Source organism: Proteus faecis (genome assembly GCF_003144395.1).
In the GTDB taxonomy this organism is placed as follows: domain Bacteria; phylum Pseudomonadota; class Gammaproteobacteria; order Enterobacterales; family Enterobacteriaceae; genus Proteus; species Proteus faecis.
In genome coordinates, this window is the sequence record NZ_PENZ01000047.1 from 128,783 (window position 1) to 144,059 (window position 15,277).

The window sequence follows — 15,277 nt, forward strand, 5'->3', positions numbered from 1 at the left end:
ATCTTATTATGATGATAAAAACTTTATATTTCATAGAGATAAAATTTAAATAACACCTCCTCATATTTAGGAGGTGTTAAAGGAATTAATGTTATTGTACTTGATGACGTTTTATTAATTTTTTTAAATACAAAATTGCGTTATTCACATTGGGTAAAGGGCCAATTTTGTCATTTAACAGTGGAAAAGTACCTGTTCTAATTAATAAATCACGCATTTGTATCGGCGTTAACACTCTGTTTGTATGCTTTTTATACCAAGATTGGATCACCGCTGCGGCGCCCGCAACTAAAGCACTCGCTGACGATGTGCCACTAAAATTAGCCGTATAAGTATGATTATCATCACTTCTAAACAGATCACCATAACCTGCTGTTGCAACGTCTTCTCCCCATGCTTGTACATGAATAGGTGAACCGTGCGTTGAGAAAGGTAATCGATTTAATGTATAGGGTGAACCCGCTCCAACACGTATTGAATTATTATCATGACGTTGTCGATAACTTTTATAAACAGGCAAATCTAGATCTACCCCTCCATTACCTGCGGCCATAATCACAATGATCCCAGCATCTGTTAATGCACGAGTTGCTTCCCAAATATGCATTTCATAATCTGCGGGTACGTAAGCTTGATGTTCACAAATTGTCTGCATTTCATATAAAACAATATCACCGGCATGTAATATACGTTTACTCGCAATAATCGCATCAATACGCCCACAAGTTAATTCAGAGATGGCATAAAACATATCTAATTTATAAGCGAGTCCGGTGATCCCTTTACCATCATTTTTTCCCATAATTAAACCCGCGACCGCAGTACCATGATCTGCCTGACTGGTTTTTTCATTAAATGGTAATAATGACGTAATATTATCCGTTGATAAATCATGATGAGAAAGGTTGAAATCCCACTCAATATCAGCGACTTGTACCCCTTGCCCATAAGCGTCTTGCTCCCACGCATCAAAAACACCCAACCCTTTAATTTTATTGATATTTATTGTTTTTTCTGGTGTGTTTAAGTATTGCTGATATTGAGAAAAGTCAGGTGTTATATTAGGAGGTTCAATAGGCTGTATTGGCACCATTTGTACATATTCAATATCAGGGTGTTGTTGTAATACTTTAATCAATTCATTTAAAGAATAATGATTATTCTCTGGTAAATTAAGGTAATAATATTTATTTAGATCATTAAAATTTATTGAAATAGAATCAATATAACTTTTAGGTGGTAATTGATGAACAGATGATACTATTGGAACTAAAGATATATTAGTTAAAAGAGGATGATATATTTTATGAAACCCAGAAAATAATAGAGTTTTATTATCATAATCAAGATTTTTTACTTTTATAAGTATCTTTCTTTTAATGTTCATATTCAATGCTCCTTTTTTTATTTTTTTGCTTTATAGCGTAAAATATTGAGCAGTGACTATTTTCATTTTTAATAGAGATAATACAAATAAGTTACTCTATAAAAATAAATATCAAACCTATATTCTAAAAAAGAGGCTTGATATTTTTGGATAATATTTATTAACTAAAATCGATATGTAGACGTAAACTTCCGCAACAACAACATTTAAATAAATAACCTTGGCATTCACCATCATCCCATAAGCGCTCTGATAAATCAGAAAGTTCAAAACCAATGTCTTGAATATCTTGTTCTAAAGAAGCAAATTGTTCTAATTTATCTTTGATATCGTCCCATTCTACATAATCAATAAAGGCACAAGGTTCATCGCAATGTATTAGCCAATGTTCTTGTTGCCAGCCATGATAACCAGGCGTCCGTTTTGTTAATTCATCGAGTTTGTTTCTATCTATAGGAGGCAAAGTAGAACCACAATACTCCCCTTCTTCGTCATAGAGAACTTCTCCACCTTCAATGCTTGTAATATCTTGAAACTCACCATCAAACTTTTCACTTGCAGAACCATCAGCAATACACCACGGACATAGTGCATCAATATCTTCTACTGAGTAAAAAGGGCTACCATAATAGATATCAGTTTCCTTTCCACAACAATCACATACAACAATATCACCTGTAATAAAAGCCCCTGTCTTTATCGGATCTGGATGATATTTAAAATAAGGTAATGCTCTTTTTTCTGCTGGCATATATTTTCTCATTTTGTTTTTCTAACGACGCATATTAGATTCAGTAAAGCAATTCTAACATCAGATCCACCATGCGTTAGTTATTCTCTATGTTATAATGCGCCCTCATTTTATCTCCTTTATAAATTAGAGATAATCAACGCCTAAATAGACGAAAGAACTACAGTATGTCAGAAAATATAGAACTCAATAAACCAACAGAAAATCATGATATTAGTCGCCATTCAAATACATATAATTTGAACAGATTCTCTGTTGCGCCGATGCTCGATTGGACTGATCGTCATTGTCGTTATTTCTTTCGTCAATTAAGTAAAAATACGTTGCTTTATACTGAGATGGTGACAACTGGTGCCATTATTCATGGTAAAGGCGACTATCTAAAATACAGTGATGAAGAACACCCAGTCTCTTTGCAATTAGGCGGAAGTGATCCTCAAGCTTTAGCGCAATGTGCAAAATTGGCACAAGAGCGTGGTTATGATGAAATTAATTTAAATGTAGGTTGCCCTTCAGATCGCGTACAAAATGGGCGCTTTGGTGCTTGTTTAATGGGAGATGCGCAACTCGTCGCAGATTGTGTAAAAGCTATGCGTGATGTGGTTGATATCCCTGTTACAGTAAAAACGCGCATTGGGATCGATGACCAAGATAGCTACGAATTTTTATGTGATTTTATTGATACGGTTAGTCGCGATAATAATTGCGATACTTTTATTATTCATGCACGTAAAGCATGGTTATCAGGTTTAAGTCCAAAAGAGAACCGTGAAGTTCCACCTTTAGATTATCCCCGTGTTTATCAATTAAAGCGTGATTTCTCGCATCTCACAATGGCGATTAATGGTGGTATTAAGTCACTAGAAGAAGCTAAGGAACATTTAAAATATATGGATGGTGTTATGGTTGGTCGTGAGGCTTATCAAAACCCGTCAATTTTAGCGCATGTTGATCATGAACTTTTTGATAATCAATTGCCTATTGTTGATGCAGTCGCTGCGGTAAGAGCAATGTATCCTTATATTGAAAAAGAACTCTCACAAGGTACTTATTTAGGTCATGTTACACGTCATATGTTGGGAATATTCCAAGGTATTCCGGGCGCTAGACAATGGCGTCGCCATTTAAGTGAAAATGCTCATAAGCAAGGTGCTGATTTAGCTGTATTAGAAAATGCCCTTAAATTTGTGACTGAAAAATAATTAAATAATAAAACCAGCCATCCAATGGCTGGTTTATTCTTATTAAAGTAATGAGAAGAAGCGATTATAATTTGCAATTAAATAAGCAATTTGAAATTCAAAAGCTTCTTTTACTTCACTCTTACCCTCTTCTGAGCTTTCTTTCTTTTTAATATCAAAAAAGGCATTTTGCATTAATTGAACTGATACATCCATCGATTTTTGGAATGCTGATAAATTATTATTTTCACCAAAGCGTTTAAATAATGCATCTATCTTTTCATCAGCCACATCACGAATAAACTGTAACTCAACATTACTGACTTTATTATCTTCATAAATAAAATCAATAAAATCCTTTAATTCATCCTTTTGCATAAATGCTCCATATTCCATTAATAAAAATCACGAAAACATAAATTAAAAGAGATAGCGTTAAAAATAAATATAAAATAAAAATAAGGTTTTTTTTTGATAATCAAACTGGAAATGATTTATATTTATTAATAATAAATACTCAAAACCTATTTAATTTATTTTAAATAGGTTTTAGTCTTTAAAAATAATAATTAAGGAATAAGTAAGCTTGATCCTTGAGATTGTCTACTTTCAAGATAACGATGTGCATCTTTCGCATCAGCTAAAGCAAATTTCTGATTATCAGGCACACTTACATTAATTTTACCGCTACCAATTAACGCAAATAACGCTTCACTTGCAGCATCTAGCTCTTCACGCGTTGTGATATAACCCGAAATAGATGGGCGCGTCACATATAGAGAACCTTTTTTATTGAGAATACCTAAATCAACACCAGTTACAGCACCTGATGCATTACCAAAACTCACCATTAAGCCACGGCGTTGCAAGCAATCTAACGAATCTAACCAAGTTGATTTACCAACAGAGTCGAAAACAACAGGCACTTTTTGGTTATTAGTTAGCGCCAAAACACGTTCCACAATCGACTCTGTCTGGTAATTAATCACCTCCCATGCGCCAGCGGCCTTTGCTTTAGCAACTTTTTCATCACTACCTGCTGTACCAATCATTTTTGCTCCAATGGCTTTTGCCCACTGGCTTGCAATTAAACCAACGCCACCAGCAGCAGCGTGAAATAAGAAGGTTTCACCCGCTTGTAATTTATAGGTTTCATAGAAAAGATAATAAACCGTTAATCCTTTTAAAAAAGAGGCGGCGGCTTGTTCAAAAGAGATATTATCAGGCAGACGAGCCACTTTATTTTCTGGTACATTATGCGTATCGCTATAAGCTCCTAGCGGAGATTGCGCATACACAACTCTGTCCCCTTCCTTTAGTGATGTCACTTTAGCGCCAGTTCTGATAATAATGCCTGCTGCTTCAGTGCCTAATCCACTTGGGAATTGGCTTACAGGATATAATCCGCTACGTACATAAGTATCAATATAGTTAATACCAATTGCCTTATTGGCAACTTGAACTTCATGATCGCCAAGAGGTGCAGGTGCAAATGTTGCTAACTCAAGGACATCTGCATCACCATGAGTTGCAAATTGAATACGTTGAGCCATTACTATCTCCTTTGTAGGATAAGAGGTTAAATAAGCGAGCGCAAAAAGACCTTTAGAGATAATGACAAAGGATAGCTATTTCTACAAGGCACAGATAATTGGGTTAGCGTATACTAATATGCTGACTGAGACTTTTTCGATTTTATGCAGGATTTATGGCCAGAAACAAGACCACTGACAAGCTGATGTCTGATATTAAAGACCGACAAATGGAGGGATTAAAGCTACCTCCCCATTCGCTGGAAGCAGAGCAGTCCGTGTTAGGCGGTCTGATGATAGATAATGAACGTTGGGATAATGTTTCGGAGCGCGTCACCGCAGAAGACTTTTATAGCCGACCTCATCGTACTATTTTCTCACAAATGCAACGTTTGTTGGAATTAGGCAAACCTATCGATCTTATTACGCTATCAGAAGCATTAGAGCAAAATGCAGAACTAGACAGTGTAGGTGGTTTTGCTTACTTAGCTGAACTTTCAAAAAATACGCCAAGTGCAGCGAATATCAACGCTTATGCAGATATCGTCAGAGAACGTGCTGTTGTTCGCGATATGATAAAAGTCGCCAACGAAATTGCAGATGCAGGTTTTGATCCTCAAGGGCGCACCAGTGAAGATCTACTCGACTTTGCTGAATCAAGAGTGTTCCAAATTGCTGAGACAAGAGCCAACAAAGACGAAGGTCCTAAAGCAATAGATGCCATTTTAGAAGAGACTGTTGAAAAAATAGAACAGCTCTATCAAAAGCCTCATGATGGTGTAACAGGCGTTTCAAGTGGTTATCAAGATCTTGATAAAAAAACGGCTGGATTACAAAAATCAGATTTAATTATTGTCGCTGCGCGTCCTTCTATGGGTAAAACCACATTTGCCATGAACTTATGTGAAAATGCGGCAATGACAGAAGAAAAACCCGTACTTATCTTTAGCTTAGAGATGCCTGGCAACCAAATCATGATGCGTATGTTGGCATCATTATCTCGTGTCGATCAAACAAGAATTCGTACTGGTCAGCTTGATGATGAAGATTGGGCTCGTATTTCGAGCACCATGGGTATTTTGCTTGAAAAACGCAATATGTATATCGATGATTCATCAGGTTTAACACCAACAGAAGTACGCTCTCGTGCTCGTCGAATTTATCGTGAACATGGCGGTTTAAGTCTTATCATGATTGACTACTTACAGCTAATGAGAGTACCTTCATTATCTGAAAATAGAACACTAGAAATTGCTGAAATTTCCCGTTCTTTAAAAGCATTAGCTAAAGAATTACAAGTTCCTGTGGTTGCTCTATCACAGTTAAACCGTAGTTTGGAACAACGTGCTGATAAACGCCCGGTTAACTCCGACTTACGTGAATCAGGCTCTATTGAGCAAGATGCTGACCTTATCATGTTTATTTATCGTGACGAGGTTTACCACGAAAGTAGTGATTTAAAAGGGGTTGCAGAAATCATCATCGGTAAACAACGTAATGGCCCAATTGGTACAGTAAGGCTTACCTTTAACGGTCAATGGTCACGCTTTGATAATTACGCTGGCCCTGCTTACGACGATGAATAATCACTCACTTTGACTTAATTAAAGGAAGTATTGGAATAATATGAAAGCGGCAACCGCAGTGATAGATCGCCGCGCTCTGCGTCACAATTTTCAGCATGTGAGAGACTATGCCCCACATAGCCACCTGATAGCTGTCGTGAAAGCAAACGCTTATGGTCATGGGTTATTAGAAACAGCATATACCTTAATGGATAATGCCGATTGTTTTGGTGTTGCGCGTATTGGTGAAGCATTAACCTTACGCAGTGGAGGTATTGTAAAACCCATTCTTCTGTTAGAAGGCTTTTTTGATGTCATCGACCTACCTATTTTGGTCGTCAACCACATTGAAACTGTTGTTCATAGCCAAGAACAATTAGAAGCATTAGAACAAGCCGACTTAGATGAACCTGTCAAAGTATGGATGAAAATTGATACAGGAATGCATCGTTTAGGGGTAAGACCTGAAGATGCGCAAGCCTTCTATTTACGACTTTCCGCCTGCAAAAATGTACAACAACCTATCAATATTGTGAGCCATTTTAGTCGTGCGGATGAGCCAGATGCGCCTGAAGCGACACAAAAACAAATCTCACTATTTCAAGATTTTATTCAAGATAAAGCCGGTGATAAGTCTATCGCAGCTTCTGCTGGTATTTTATTTTGGCCCCAAGTTCATTATCAATGGGTTCGCCCCGGCATTATTACTTATGGTATCTCCCCTACTGGTGATGAAAGAACGGGTAAAGACTTTGGCTTAATTCCTGCAATGACGCTAAAAACAAGCCTGATTGCCGTCCGTAAACATAAAGCAGGTGAACCTGTTGGTTATGGTGGCACATGGATAAGTGAAAAAGACACTTATCTTGGTGTGATCGCTATTGGTTATGGTGATGGTTATCCTCGTAGCGCACCTTCAGGTACACCTGTGTGGATCAATGGTCGAAAAGTGCCTATTGTTGGCCGAGTTTCAATGGATATGATCAGCGTCGATTTAGGGACTGAACTGATTGATTGTGTCGGTGATGAGGCTATTTTATGGGGAGATGTGTTGCCCGTAGAAGAAATTGCCAAATATAGTGGTATTAGCGCCTATGAATTGATTACGAAATTAACCTCGCGCGTCATCATGGAATACCTAGACGAACAATAATACACACGATATTGTATCCCTATGACACACTAAAAGTGATTGGAGAAGAAGCCGTGTTTCAACAGGTTGAAGCGTTTCCGGGAGATCCGATTCTCTCATTGATGGATGTTTATAACAAAGACCCGCGTCAGGATAAAATTAATTTAAGCATCGGTCTTTATTATGACGAAGAAGGCAAGACCCCTATTTTAGGGACTGTTTCTGTCGCACGTCAGCAACTCAATGCCATGACACCTACCGCAACACTTTACCTTCCAATGGAAGGGCTAGCCCCTTATCGCAGTGAAGTTCAAAAGCTCCTTTTCGGTGCAGATAATCCTCTAATTGCAGAAAAGAAAATTGCTACAATCCAAACATTAGGTGGATCAGGTGCATTAAAAGTGGGCGCTGATTTTCTGCATCGCTATTTCCCAGGATCAGAAGTGTGGATAAGTGATCCAACTTGGGATAATCATGCTTCTATTTTTGCAGGCTCGGGTTTCAAGGTGAATAACTACCCTTACTTTGATCCTGAAACCAAAGGCGTAAAATTTGAAGCACTATTAGATTGCTTTAAAAAGCTACCTGAAAAAAGCATTGTATTGATGCATCCATGTTGCCACAATCCGACAGGCTCTGATCTGACTAAAGATCAATGGGATCAAGTCACTGAAGTATTAAAAGCTCGTCAAGCAATTCCATTCTTAGATATTGCTTATCAAGGCTTTGCTGAAAATTTAGATGAAGATGCTTACGCGATTCGTACTATGACAAAAGCAGGACTGCCAATACTTATCAGTAACTCTTTTTCAAAAATATTTGGGATCTACGGTGAACGTGCTGGTGGCTTATCGATTGTTTGTAATAATGCCACTGAATGTGAACATGTATTAGGTCAGTTAAAAGCAGCTGTACGTCGTATCTATTCAAGCCCAGCAAACTATGGTGCACAAATTGTCAATAAAGTGCTATCAGACCAGGTTTTGACTGCACAATGGCAAAAAGAAGTTGCACATATGCGTGATCGCATTAAAGAGATGCGTGTTACGTTAGTCAAAGCTTTAAAAGTTGCACTACCTGAAAAGAATTTTGATCATCTATTAACTCAACGCGGTATGTTCAGCTATACCGGCTTTACACAAGCACAAGTTGATAGATTACGTGACGAATTTGGTATTTATCTTGTCGGTACTGGTCGTGTATGTATGGCTGGTGTTAACACAGGTAATGTTCAGCGTATTGCTCAAGCCTTTGCGGCTGTGAGTATTTAAGCCAATCAACGTCATTTCATGATAAAAAATACCTGCCTATTTTCATAGACAGGTATTTCTTTTACTCCATCACAACATCACTGTCATTTTAAGCTTTTGCCTTTTATATATTGACAGCTTGCTTCTTTTCCCCAGCATTACGGCGCGCTTTTTCTTCCATTATCTCAATGATTTGAATATCTGTATGTTGCATTGCACGACTCGCTAATGCACAGAGATTCGCTATTGAGCTATCAACATTGTCGCTGACAATACCATCAGTACCCGCAACACTTTGATTTTGCATCGCCATCAATACTGCTTTATAAGCACTTGCTGCACTACTGGATACTTTCATTGCACAGCTATTCGATGCACCATCACAGATAATGCCACTGATATCACCAATCATACTGTTGATAGACATACTGACAGTGGTGAAATCTTTTGTGAGCAACCATGCCATTCCTGCGGCTGCTCCCATTGAAGCGGTTGTTGCAGCACAAAGGGCGGAAAGTGGTGGAAAATGACTATGAACATAAATTGCCATTAAATGAGATAAAACTAATGCACGTAGTAAAGTTTCATCATCTGCTTTAATAAATTCAGCAACAACCATTACGGGCAATGTTGCGGCAATACCCTGATTACCAGAACCTGAATTACTCATTGCAGGTAATACCGCTCCTCCCATACGAGCATCAGATGCTGCTGATGCCCTGATCATGATTTCATTAAGTAAGTCTTTACCTAATAAACCTTTCTCTTGTTGCAGAATTAAGGTACGACCAATGGCTAATCCATAGGTGTTTTGTAGCCCCTCTTCTGATAAAGCACCATTTAAACGAGCAGCATTAAGCATAAACTCAATTTCACTCACTGGCACATTAAGTGCGAAGTTATAGATATCTTCAGCACAAACATCAGTAAAAGGCTTTTCATCAGTACATGCACAATTATTGGTAAGCGCTGATTTGTCTTCTTCAAAAACAACATTACCATTACATTCACAACGAACAACGTGTGTATGCTCTCTTGCAATACTGACGATGGCATAACCAGATTGGCTATACACTTTCGCTTCAGAGTAAAGAACATCTTCACAAGGTGCTTTTACACCAACGGTGACTTTACCTTGAGCAACCAGTGTTTTAGCTTCAGCAACCGCATCAGTGGATGCTTTTAACAAGACCTCCAATCCAGCATCAGGATCTCCACCTGTCGCACCTAATGCTGCCGCAATAGGTAGCCCAGCCATTCCCGTTCCCGGCACTGTTACGCCCATTCCGTTTTTCATCAAGTTTGGCGAAACCCAAGCTTCGATACGAATAACTGGCTCTCCTAAAAGCGCAGTTGCTTTCGCTGCTGCCAATGCTAATGAAATTGGCTCAGTACAACCGACTGCAGGCTTAACACCTTCACGTAACTGACGAACAAACTGTGACCATAAATGAGAATTTTTGTTCTGGCTCATAATCTAACACCTTGGATTAATTTAGTTTTTAAAAACAACTCCTAACTAGAACCGAAGTTGGCGACTATGAGAATGCCAAGAACGGAGAGATAACGAGCAGTAACCCGGTAAAGATAATCAGATAGAGTGACGCACCTTTGTATTTGTGTAACATGGGTACTTTGTACACTAAGTATGCAGGGATAAGACAACCCACCATACCGAAGATTGGGCTACAAATTGAAGTGAAGCTCAGTACTGGTGCATTAAGGATGATTGCCCCCCATGCCAGTAGCACAGCGAAAATCATGATGCCGTTTTGTACCCATTTTTGGTTGATTTTCTCTAATGGGATATAACGTTGCAGAATGTTCATGACGATCCCTTGTGTCGCCTCACGGAAACCTAAGTAGACACCAAAGAATGCAGTCATTACAGCGAAGATATTCAGCATAACACTTACTACTGTAACCCAACCACCAGGGAAGAATTTCGCAGCAATCGCCAGAGCAGAGATATTTTGTTCATACGCTTTAACTGCTTCATCATGGCCCATTGCTAATGTGAATGAGATTGCATAGAAGAAAACAGTACAGAACAACACACCAAACGCGATATTCATTGCACGCAACGCTTTGTGACGAGCAACTTCACGGTTTTTATTACGACCACGGTAAGAGATAACCATTGGACTCAATGTTTGGATAAACAGAATTGAAGTCAGTGTAAAAGGTAATGTAATGATTGCTTCTTTGATTAAACGTCCAGCAGGTGGTAATGCTCCTACGTTATAAAGATGCCACATACCAATCATGGAGAGCCCTAACGCTGCAACAACAAGCAGTTTAGTTAGCACCATAAAGCTTGATAATTTAAACAGTAATTGCTCACCACGAGAAGAGATAGCGACTAAAGCACAAATCAGGATCAAACCATAAAATGGGTTTTCTGACAGTAAACTTTCAGTCACACCAAATGTTTGTAAATAAGAAGCACTGTCATTGGTGATTGCTGTTGAGTAAACAAACATCCAAATGACTAACATAACAAAGTAAAGTGCCCCTAATAAAATCCCCCAGTTTTTACCAAGATAACCAGTGATAACACTTGGATAGTCTTTACACTCTGGAGATTCCGCCAACGTATTAATAAATAGACGTTGGAAAAGGTACATAGCAGGATAACCAATCAGTGAGGATAGTAGAAAAACCCATAATCCCATCAGGCCTACCTGTACAGGTAAAAACACAATACCTGCACCGATCGCCATACCGATACTCATGATAACCCAGCCCACATCATTGCCGTCGAATTTAATAGCTGCACGCCATTCTTGTTCAGTCATACCTGCGCGACGCGCGCCAGCACTAGTTGCGGGATAGCTTGTTGTCTCTGTTTTTGAGGAAGCCGTTTCCATATTAGTACTCACTTTTTATATTGTAATTGTTAATAGCAAAACGAATTTTGGGGGTAAAAAAGTCTATCTAACATTGCGATGTCAAAATAACCTTACTCTTTGCAGGTATTATTTATTATGGGTAAATGATAGGAAATATTGCGGAGAAAAAAGTTGTTATAAATCGTGATAGCCTGAAATGATTTGGAAAAAAATTCTATCGTAAGGAGAAAAGTAGGATTATCTGTTCAAAGAGCACAGTAAATAATACCCCTCCCTTTACCCCAACCTTTAAAAACAAATAAATTATTGATTAATAATGTAAAATATCTATTGTTATACAATAATAGTCAAGTATAACAATTGAAACAAATCACCAAATAAACTGTGCAGTCCATCACGATATACTATGATAATCCTTTCTATTTAACTTTGTTATCTCGTATTTGGTTAAAATACTGTTACAAAACAGCATAATTAACCATTTAATCCGCTTTTTATAAAAATAGCCGATTAATAAGATAAAAATAGATAAGGAAGTGTATAACCAAAAGAGAATACTTTTTTCGATAGAATTAAATTCTATCATATTCCATGGATTTACTTTTCTTGAAGAAAGCGCGCTACAAACAGTAAAGTGTTTATTGTCTGTAGCGCTTAGATCATAAGAGAATAAGTAGCGCGATGTTAATAGCCACGCTCTAAGATTGGTTTTAAGAATCTTGCAGTATGAGAGCCTTCAAACTCTGCAACTTGCTCTGGTGTGCCTGACACTAAAATTTGACCACCACCGCTTCCGCCTTCAGGGCCAAGATCCACTATCCAGTCTGCTGTTTTGATCACATCAAGATTGTGCTCAATCACAACAATAGTATTACCTTGGTCGCGTAACTGATGAAGCACGTCAAGTAACAGCTCAATATCAGCAAAGTGAAGCCCAGTTGTAGGCTCATCGAGAATATAAAGAGTCTGTCCCGTACCACGTTTTGACAACTCTTTTGCTAACTTAACCCGTTGCGCTTCACCGCCCGATAACGTCGTTGCTGATTGTCCCAAGCGAATATAAGAAAGACCAACATCAATCAATGTTTGTAGCTTACGAGCTAATGCAGGCACCGCATCAAAGAACTCTCTCGCCTCTTCAATGGTCATATCTAACGCTTCGTGAATATTTTTTCCTTTGTATTTAACTTCAAGAGTTTCACGATTATAACGCTGGCCTTTACATTGATCACAAGGTACATACACATCAGGCAAGAAATGCATTTCAACTTTTAAAACACCATCACCTTGGCAAGCTTCACAACGCCCACCTTTTACGTTGAAACTGAACCGCCCCGGTGTATAACCACGAGTACGAGACTCAGGTACACCCGCAAATAACTCACGAATAGGTGTAAAGACACCGGTATAAGTTGCGGGGTTTGAACGAGGAGTACGACCAATTGGGCTTTGGTTAATATCAATCACTTTATCGAAATATTCTAGCCCTTCAACATCTAAATAAGGTGCAGGTACACTATTTGTCGCCCCATTTAATTGGCGTTGTGCGATAGGAAATAACGTATCGTTGATCAGCGTTGATTTACCTGATCCTGAAACACCTGTAATACAGGTAAATAAACCTACGGGTAATTTTAGATTTACATTTTTTAGGTTATTACCTTTTGCGCCAAGAATGGTCAGCATTTTTTCGCGATCAACAGGCACTCGTTGTTCTGGAATTGCGATGCGACGTTCACCACTTAAGAATTTCCCCGTTAATGAATTCGGGTTATTAATAATATCTTCAAGCGTCCCTTGGGCGACAATTTCACCGCCATGAACACCCGCACCAGGACCAATATCAATGATATGATCAGCGGCTCGGATGGCATCTTCGTCATGCTCTACGACGATCACAGTGTTACCCAAATTGCGCAAATGGATCAGCGTTTCCAGCAAACGATCGTTATCTCGTTGATGTAACCCTATCGAAGGTTCATCCAATACATACATCACGCCAACTAATCCCGCACCAATCTGACTCGCCAAGCGAATACGTTGAGCTTCACCACCTGATAAAGTTTCTGCAGAACGAGATAGTGTGAGGTAATTTAATCCCACATTGACTAAGAATTTTAATCGGTCACTGATCTCTTTTAAGACTTTTTCTGCAATCTTCGCTCGCTGACCACTCAATTTTAGATTTTGGAAAAAGATCATTGCATGACCAATACTGTAATCGGCTATTTCAGGTAATGTTGTATTCTCAACATACACATGGCGCGCTTCTCGGCGTAAACGTGTACCACCACAAGAAGCACAAGGGCGATTACTAATATATTTAGAAAGCTCTTCACGTACCGCACTAGATTCTGTCTCGCGGTAACGGCGTTCCATATTATTTAATACACCTTCAAAAGGATGATGACGAACAACAACATCACCACGATCGTTTGTGTATTTAAATTCAATATTCTCTTTGCCTGAACCCGTTAAAATGACTTTTTGAATATTATCTGGCAACGAATCAAATGGCGCTTCAACATCAAAATGATAGTGTTCACCCAATGAGCGAAGCATTTGGAAATAGTAGAAGTTACGACGATCCCATCCTTTAATTGCGCCACCAGCAAGAGAGATTTCTCTATTTTGGATCACTAATTCAGGATCAAAAAATTGCTGAACACCTAAACCATCACAAGTTGGACAAGCACCCGCAGGATTATTAAAAGAGAATAAACGTGGTTCTAGCTCACTCATGCTGTAACCACAAACAGGACAAGCAAAGTTCGCAGAGAAAACAATATCATCGGCATTGTTATCATCCATATCAGAGATAACGGCAGTACCACCAGAAAGCTCTAATGCGGTTTCAAAAGATTCTGCTAAACGTTGAGCCAGATCGTCACGAACCTTAAAGCGGTCAATAACCACTTCAATGGTGTGTTTTTTCTGTAATTCTAATGTTGGTGGATCAGAAAGATCACACACTTCGCCATCAATACGGGCACGAATATAACCTTGAGCGGCAAGATTATTGAGTAACTTAATATGCTCGCCTTTACGCTCTTTAACCACAGGTGCTAACAGCATTAAACGCTTACCCTCTGGCTGCTCAAGTACATTATCAACCATTTGGCTCACTGTTTGAGCGGCTAATGGAATGTCGTGATCAGGACAACGAGGCTCACCAACACGTGCAAATAAAAGACGTAGATAATCGTGAATTTCTGTAATCGTTCCCACTGTCGAACGTGGGTTGTGCGACGTAGATTTCTGCTCAATCGAAATAGCGGGAGATAAACCTTCAATATGATCAACGTCAGGTTTTTCCATCAATGAAAGAAACTGACGAGCGTAGGCAGAAAGCGACTCGACATAACGTCGTTGCCCTTCCGCATAAAGCGTATCAAAGGCTAAAGAAGATTTACCTGAACCAGAAAGCCCCGTAATAACAATGAGTTTATCGCGAGGAATGATCAAATTGATATTTTTTAGATTATGGGTGCGAGCGCCCCGTACTTCGATTTTATCCATGAATATATCCCGGATTGAGAGAGTCGCCGAAAAAGAAAGAATCGGATAATTATGACACAAAGTTAACTGAATGGATATACAGTATATATAGTGAAATTGAATGCTAGT

11 protein-coding genes are annotated in these 15,277 nt (G+C 38.7%); 4 read left to right on the forward strand and 7 right to left on the reverse strand.

What is annotated here, in order from left to right:
- Window positions 1–91: 91 nt before the first annotated feature.
- Both DK858_RS16530 and cbrC read right to left on the reverse strand, forming a co-directional pair.
- Window positions 92–1,387: a S8 family peptidase gene (locus tag DK858_RS16530; RefSeq protein WP_109398339.1), complete on the reverse strand. Its 1,296-nt coding sequence runs from the start codon at window positions 1,385–1,387 to the stop codon at window positions 92–94.
- 160 nt (window positions 1,388–1,547) lie between these two features.
- Window positions 1,548–2,138, reverse strand: a complete 591-nt coding sequence (cbrC, locus tag DK858_RS16535) for a PF03691 family colicin E2 tolerance protein CbrC (RefSeq protein WP_109398340.1) — start codon at window positions 2,136–2,138, stop codon at window positions 1,548–1,550.
- A gap of 167 nt (window positions 2,139–2,305) precedes the next feature.
- Between cbrC and dusA the strand changes: the two genes are divergently transcribed.
- Window positions 2,306–3,340: a tRNA dihydrouridine(20/20a) synthase DusA gene (gene dusA / locus DK858_RS16540; protein ID WP_109398341.1), complete on the forward strand. Its 1,035-nt coding sequence runs from the start codon at window positions 2,306–2,308 to the stop codon at window positions 3,338–3,340.
- A gap of 42 nt (window positions 3,341–3,382) precedes the next feature.
- Here the strand turns inward: dusA and DK858_RS16545 are convergent, their stop codons facing one another.
- Both DK858_RS16545 and DK858_RS16550 read right to left on the reverse strand, forming a co-directional pair.
- Window positions 3,383–3,697 carry a hypothetical protein gene (locus tag DK858_RS16545; protein ID WP_228407347.1) on the reverse strand — a complete coding sequence of 105 codons (315 nt, stop codon included), beginning with the start codon at window positions 3,695–3,697 and terminating at the stop codon, window positions 3,383–3,385.
- Between the two features lie 191 nt (window positions 3,698–3,888).
- Window positions 3,889–4,872, reverse strand: coding sequence for a quinone oxidoreductase (locus tag DK858_RS16550; RefSeq protein ID WP_109398342.1), 984 nt, complete (start codon window positions 4,870–4,872; stop codon window positions 3,889–3,891).
- A gap of 155 nt (window positions 4,873–5,027) precedes the next feature.
- On the opposite strand from DK858_RS16550, the gene dnaB reads away from it, so the two are divergent.
- From dnaB to DK858_RS16565, 3 genes are read left to right on the forward strand one after another with little or no spacing between them, the layout of a single operon-like run.
- Window positions 5,028–6,437, forward strand: coding sequence for a replicative DNA helicase (dnaB, locus tag DK858_RS16555; protein WP_023583065.1), 1,410 nt, complete (start codon window positions 5,028–5,030; stop codon window positions 6,435–6,437).
- 40 nt (window positions 6,438–6,477) lie between these two features.
- The gene (alr, locus tag DK858_RS16560) at window positions 6,478–7,569 is read left to right on the forward strand and encodes an alanine racemase (RefSeq protein WP_109398343.1); all 1,092 of its coding nucleotides are present in this window, start codon (window positions 6,478–6,480) and stop codon (window positions 7,567–7,569) included.
- A gap of 53 nt (window positions 7,570–7,622) precedes the next feature.
- Complete coding sequence (locus DK858_RS16565) at window positions 7,623–8,819, forward strand: amino acid aminotransferase (protein WP_109398344.1); 1,197 nt, start codon at window positions 7,623–7,625, stop codon at window positions 8,817–8,819.
- 103 nt (window positions 8,820–8,922) lie between these two features.
- On the opposite strand, the gene DK858_RS16570 is transcribed toward DK858_RS16565, so the two are convergent.
- From DK858_RS16570 to uvrA, 3 genes are all read right to left on the reverse strand, one after another.
- Window positions 8,923–10,272, reverse strand: coding sequence for an L-cysteine desulfidase family protein (locus tag DK858_RS16570; RefSeq protein WP_109398345.1), 1,350 nt, complete (start codon window positions 10,270–10,272; stop codon window positions 8,923–8,925).
- Between the two features lie 64 nt (window positions 10,273–10,336).
- The gene (locus DK858_RS16575) at window positions 10,337–11,668 is read right to left on the reverse strand and encodes an SLC5/6 family protein (RefSeq protein WP_006536365.1); all 1,332 of its coding nucleotides are present in this window, start codon (window positions 11,666–11,668) and stop codon (window positions 10,337–10,339) included.
- A 666-nt stretch (window positions 11,669–12,334) separates the two neighbouring features.
- A complete protein-coding gene (gene uvrA / locus DK858_RS16580) occupies window positions 12,335–15,169 on the reverse strand; it encodes an excinuclease ABC subunit UvrA (protein WP_109398346.1) in 2,835 nt (944 codons plus the stop codon).
- Between the last annotated feature and the right edge of the window lie 108 nt (window positions 15,170–15,277).